The sequence below is a fragment of the Bartonella sp. AA86SXKL genome (assembly GCF_042196885.1).
Map to the genome: position 1 here is coordinate 1 of NZ_JBHIRE010000044.1, position 5,341 is coordinate 5,341.

Consider the following 5,341-nt stretch of genomic DNA (forward strand, 5'->3'; position numbering starts at 1 on the left):
AATTATCATGACGTTGGCTCAGCTTTGAGTGGTCTTGATGCGAATGTGAAGAGTGTGAATACGCATCTGACGAATGTAGTAAAAGATGTCAATGAAAAAATCACGAATATTACACAAGAAGTCAAAGGGGACGCTTTGTTGTGGAGTAATGATGAGCAGGCATTTGTTGCTCTCCACGGAGAAGGACAGAAGACAAACAGCAAGCTTACCTCTCTTTTGAATGGAGACATTTCTGAAGATTCAACGGATGCAGTAAATGGTTCGCAGCTCTATGAAACTAACCAAAAGATTAGTAAGTTGGGTAATGGCTTTGACGGTATAAGTACAAATATATCGAAGTATTTTGGTGGTGATACAGATATAGCTAACGGTAAAGCGCCAACCTATACGATACAGGGCAACACACATAATGATGTTGGTTCTGCTTTTAGTTCTGTCAATAATTCTATCACGGAGATTTCTAATCAGATTTCCAATGCGACAAAAAATAGCCTTGTCAAGCAAGAGGAAAATGAAGGAGATATCACCATTGGTAAGGAAAAAGGTGGTACGAAAATTGATATTGCAGGCAGTGAGGGAGCTCGGACTATCGCAGGCTTAAAAGCTGCAGAAAACGATGATGAAGCCGTTAATAAAAAGCAACTTGATGGTCATATTGCAACTATTACTGATACTATTAACAATATTAAGGAGGGTGGTGCGTTTGCAGTTCTCTATGATAAGAATGATGATAGCAGTGTTAACTATAACAGTGTGACTTTAGGTGGCGGTAAGAGTACAGGACCAGTTGCTCTTTTGAATGTCAAAGATGGCAAAATTGCTGAAGGTTCGCATGATGCTATCAATGGTAGCCAGATTAATACAATATCCGGAGATATTGCAAAGTTTTTTGGCGGGGGTAGTGTATTTCAAGATGGTTCTTTTTTAGGACCAAGATATAATTTATCTACTGTTTCTGCAGATGGCACTGTAGAACAGAAGGTACATACTGATGTTGGCTCAGCATTGACAGGGCTTGATGCGAATGTCAAAAATGTAAATAGTCGTTTGACGCATGTTGCTAATGAGTTTACTCAGAAAATTGATGGTATTTCTAAAGATTCTTTGTTGTGGAGTGAAAATGAGCGGGCATTTGTTGCTCTTCACGGAGAAGGACAGAAGACAAACAGCAAGCTGACGTATCTTTTAGATGGCGATATTTCTGCTAACTCAACGGATGCAATAAATGGTTCGCAGCTCTATAAAACTAACCAAAAGATTAGTGAGTTGGGTAATGGCTTTGACGGTATAAGTACAAATATATCGAAGTATTTTGGTGGTGATACAGATATAGCTAACGGTAAAGCGCCAACCTATACGATACAGGGCAACACACATAATGATGTTGGTTCTGCTTTTAGTTCTGTCAATAATTCTATCACGGAGATTTCTAATCAGATTTCCAATGCGACAAAAAATAGCCTTGTCAAGCAAGAGGAAAATGAAGGGGATATCACCATTGGTAAGGAAAAAGGTGGTACGAAAATCAGCATTGTAAATAAAGGTGGCATGGATCGTACACTTTCTGGCGTGAAAGATGGAGAACTTTCTCAAATATCAACGGAAGCGGTAAATGGTTCACAGTTGTTTGCTACGAATGAGAAGGTTACAACTGTTACTGATAATCTATCAAAAGTTGCTGAAAATACCTCGAAATATTTTGGTGGCAGTACAGATGTACTCGAAGGTATAGAGCCATCTTTCCTTATTCAGGATAAAGAATATCATAATATTTTTGATGCTTTTAATGGTGTCAATACTTCTATCACAAATATTGATAATAAGATTTCCGATGTTGTAAAAAATAGTTTTGTTAAGCAAGACGGAGTTTCTGCTCCTATCACTATTGGTAAGGATACAGCGGGTACTGAGATCAATATTGCAGGTGTTGGTGGTTCAGGACGTAAAATTTCTGGCGTGCGGGAGGCAGAGAATGGTGATGAAGCTGTTAACAAAGACCAACTTGATAAAAGCATAGATAAGATTTCTAAAGATATTGAGACAGTAACTGCTGCTGCGGTTCTCTACGATAAGAATGACGATGGTAATGTTAATTATGGTAGTGTGACTTTAGGTGGCAATAAAAACGACGGGCCAGTTGCTCTTCATAACGTGAAAGATGGTAGCATTTCTGAAAATTCCAACGATGCAATCAATGGTAGTCAGATTAATAAAATATCAGCAGATATTGCAAAGTTTTTTGGCGGTGGTGCAAAGTTCATTAACGGTGCTTTTGAAGGGCTGAAATATACTTTATCCGCTATTGTAGGTGGTGAAGTAGGGAAGGCTAATTTTTACAATGTTGGTGATGCTTTAACAGGTCTTGATAATAATGTTCAAGATGTGAATCAACGCTTAACGAATGTATCCAATGAGTTTAATCAGAAAATTGAAAATTTCTCTAAAGATGCTTTACTGTGGGATGATGAGGAAGAAGCATTTGTTGCACGTCATGAAAAAGATGGGCAGAAAACAAACAGCAAATTGAAGTATCTTTTAGATGGTGAGATTGCTCAAGGTTCAACAGATGCCATTACGGGCAACCAACTTTATTCCATGAATAACCAACTTGCGAATTATTTCGGTGGCGGTGCTAAATATGAGAATGGCAAATGGACAGATCCTACTTTTAAGATTGTTCAAGTCAATGCTGATGGTACGACTGTTGAGACAGAGCACCATAATGTCGCTGATGCTTTTGGTGACGTCAATAAAAATATGTCAAATATTAATAACCGTATTGATGATGTCATCAACAAGGTCGATTCAGATGCTTTAAAGTGGAATGATAAAGAAAAAGCCTATGATGCTGGTCGCGATGGAAAGCCGAATAAAATTATCAATGTAGCTGATGGTAAAGTTGAAAAAGGCTCGAAAGATGCGGTTAATGGTGGGCAACTTTGGGAAACCAATGAACGTGTCACTGGTGTCGAAAAAGATGTGAAGCATCTTACCAACAGAGTTGATACCATTTCCAATACGATTGCTGATATTGGTGATACAGTTATCAATATTGATGCCAAAGTTGATAACATCAATAATAGAGTTGACGGCATTGAAGAGGACGCTGTTCGTTATGATAGAGATGAAAACGGCAAAAAAACCAATAAAATCACATTAGCGGGGGGGGATGCCAGTGAACCTGTTCTGATTGATAATGTCGCTGATGGTAAAATTGAAAAAGGCTCGAAAGAGGCTGTAAATGGTGGTCAACTTCATGATTATACTAAAGAACAGATGAAGATTATTCTTGATGAATCCAAGCAGTATACAGATCAACGGGTTAATAATATTGTGATTGATGCGATTGATGATGCTGTTGATCGGGCTAAGCAATATACAGATATGAAGTTTGATGTTTTAAACTATAGTATTGAGAGTGTGAAAAAAGAGGCAAGACAAGCAGCGGCTATTGGTCTTGCGGTGTCTAACTTACGCTACAATGATACACCTGGAAAATTAAGCGTTGGATTTGGTACTGGTTTATGGCGTAGTCAGTCTGCATTTGCCTTTGGTGCAGGTTACACCTCAGAAAATGGAAAATACCGCTCTAACATATCTGCAACAACTTCTGGAGGTCACTGGGGTGTAGGTGCGGGATTCAATATGACATTGAATTGATAATAAACAAAATACATAAAAAATTCCTTTTCACCCCTGTCTCATGAGGCAGGGGTGAATTGTTATTACGTATGTAAAAATACATATATATATATAAATTGATAAGCGCTATAACGATAAATACAGGTTTAAAAAACAGAAAAACCGGACGATTTCAACAAAATGAACTTCTTATTTCAAAATAAGATAATGAGTTTTTTCATAAATTATAAGTCCATTATTTTCTGCTTTAACTTTTAAATCTAAAAAATCTTCCACTCTCTAAAAATCTATTAAAAAACTTTCTAGTAATACAAAGGTATATATTTAAATGTATTTCAATTTTACTGGAGGAAGTTATAAAAACAATATACTAAACCAATTCTACCCCTTGCAAAAAACAACCAACAGGTTTAAAGATTAAAAAAACCAACCACCACAAGAAAACTTACCTTTTTAGGAAAGGTAAGAGAACAAAGCACGTTAACTACAAAACATCAACTTCTCTATCTTTTCAATCAGTCATTAAGCTTTTGAATATATTTAGAAAAACCAATTTCAGAGAACTTTGTAGCGTTTAAATGTGTTTTTTTTGTGGTTATAGTTATTTTTTCATTGGGGAGTTCATTATGAAAAAATTATATACAAAATTAGTAGGGAGCGATTTAAAATTTTCTCGTTTTTCTTTTGTTAAAGTTCTTTCATTGGCTACAGCGGCTACATTTTTATCGAATGTTACACCTGTTTTTTCAGCAAATCCTGATTTTAGAAACACCTTTCTCGAAGGTGTTAACAGTGCTGGTGTCTCTTATCCGCAAAGCATTATCTCTGTTGCTGGTTTGAATGCTTCTTCTGTTTCAAAAGACAATTATTTAACAGCACTCAATCAAGCGGGATTAGAAAAGATTAATGCTGTCGATGACTATGCAAATTTTTTAACTAAAACCCTCTCTGGTGTAAGTGATTATAGTCCTGTCGTGAATGTTTTGATGGCGGATAGCAAAAATGTATTGGCAAGAACCCTAGATGCAGGAGGGCAATATAAAAAGTCTCTCGTCAGTCCACGGTCATTTGTGGTTGATAGCTCTTTAAACCAACAGCTTGTACAGGATGATGAAAATACAGATATTATTAATGTGTCTAATATCTTACGGAGTGGTTCAACAGAGGGAATGCAACGTGGTGTATCGGGAAGTAATGTCATCTTTGGTGAAAATGTTAATGCGAAAACCGTGGACAGTGTTGTTATTGGTTATAAAGCGAAGGCGGTATTAGCTGAAGGAGATAAAAATCTAGCGGCATCTGTTATCATAGGTTCTAAATCTGAGATCCATAGAGGTGGATCCGTTGCTGTTGGTGCAGATATAGTGGCACTAAAGAATGACGCGGTTGCTGTTGGTCGTTTTGTACGGGTGGAGGTGGACAGCGGTACAGCTTTAGGCTTTAAATCGCAAGTGAAGGTAGTAGGGGGTGTTGCTATAGGAAGCAATTCTGTAGCCAATAGGGCTGCTGGTGTTTCAGGATATACTTCTATGCTGCAGGGGCCTGCAACGAATGAGGTATCTTATTGGAAATCTACATTAGGTGCTGTCAGTGTTGGTGATGCTGATACTAAAAAAACGCGCCAAATTACAGGTGTAGCGGCTGGTAGTGAAGATGCAGACGCAGTGAATCTAAGACAATTGCAAGACTTAGAAGATGT

General features: G+C 37.5%; 1 protein-coding gene and 1 pseudogene. Both read left to right on the top strand.

Annotated elements, in window-relative coordinates; genetic code table 11:
* The coding region (locus ACFIO5_RS09175) for a Vomp family autotransporter (protein ID WP_375705267.1) at positions 1–3,660 on the top strand (3,660 nt) is incomplete at its 5' end.
* Positions 3,661–4,268: 608 nt separating this feature from the next.
* A pseudogene (locus ACFIO5_RS09180) lies at positions 4,269–5,341 on the top strand (hypothetical protein); the annotation flags it as partial.